General features: G+C 42.8%; 1 protein-coding gene. It reads left to right on the forward strand.

The features are described 5' to 3' along the window. The first annotated feature begins 315 nt into the window (after positions 1–315). Entirely contained in the window at positions 316–609 is a 294-nt protein-coding gene (gene bor, locus HP552_RS00280; RefSeq protein ID WP_000738492.1) for a serum resistance lipoprotein Bor, read from the forward strand. Positions 610–631: the final 22 nt, after the last annotated feature.

A 631-nucleotide genomic window follows, 5' to 3' on the forward strand; every position in this document is an offset into this window, starting at 1 on the left:
ACACTACACAAATCTTTCCACGCTAAATCATAACGTCCGGTTTCTTCCGTGTCAGCACCGGGGCGTTGGCATAATGCAATACGTGTACGCGCTAAACCCTGTGTGCATCGTTTTAATTATTCCCGGACACTCCCGCAGAGAAGTTCCCCGTCAGGGCTGTGGACATAGTTAATCCGGGAATACAATGACGATTCATCGCACCTGACATACATTAATAAATATTAACAATATGAAATTTCAACTCATTGTTTAGGGTTTGTTTAATTTTCTACACATACGATTCTGCGAACTTCAAAAAGCATCGGGAATAACACCATGAAAAAAATGCTACTCGCTACTGCGCTGGCCCTGCTTATTACAGGATGTGCTCAACAGACGTTTACTGTTCAAAACAAACCGGCAGCAGTAGCACCAAAGGAAACCATCACCCATCATTTCTTCGTTTCTGGAATTGGGCAGAAGAAAACTGTCGATGCAGCCAAAATTTGTGGCGGCGCAGAAAATGTTGTTAAAACAGAAACCCAGCAAACATTCGTAAATGGATTGCTCGGTTTTATTACTTTAGGCATTTATACTCCGCTGGAAGCGCGTGTGTATTGCTCACAATAATTGCATGAGTTGCCCATCGATA

The organism is Paenibacillus xylanilyticus (assembly GCF_013359935.1).
In the GTDB taxonomy this organism is placed as follows: Bacteria; Bacillota; Bacilli; order Paenibacillales; family Paenibacillaceae; genus Paenibacillus; species Paenibacillus xylanilyticus.

What these genes read in the sequence shown, in the direction of transcription:
- bor (WP_000738492.1), top strand. Translation starts at nt 316, where the DNA reads ATGAAAAAAATGCTACTCGCTACTGCGCTGGCCCTGCTTATTACAGGA.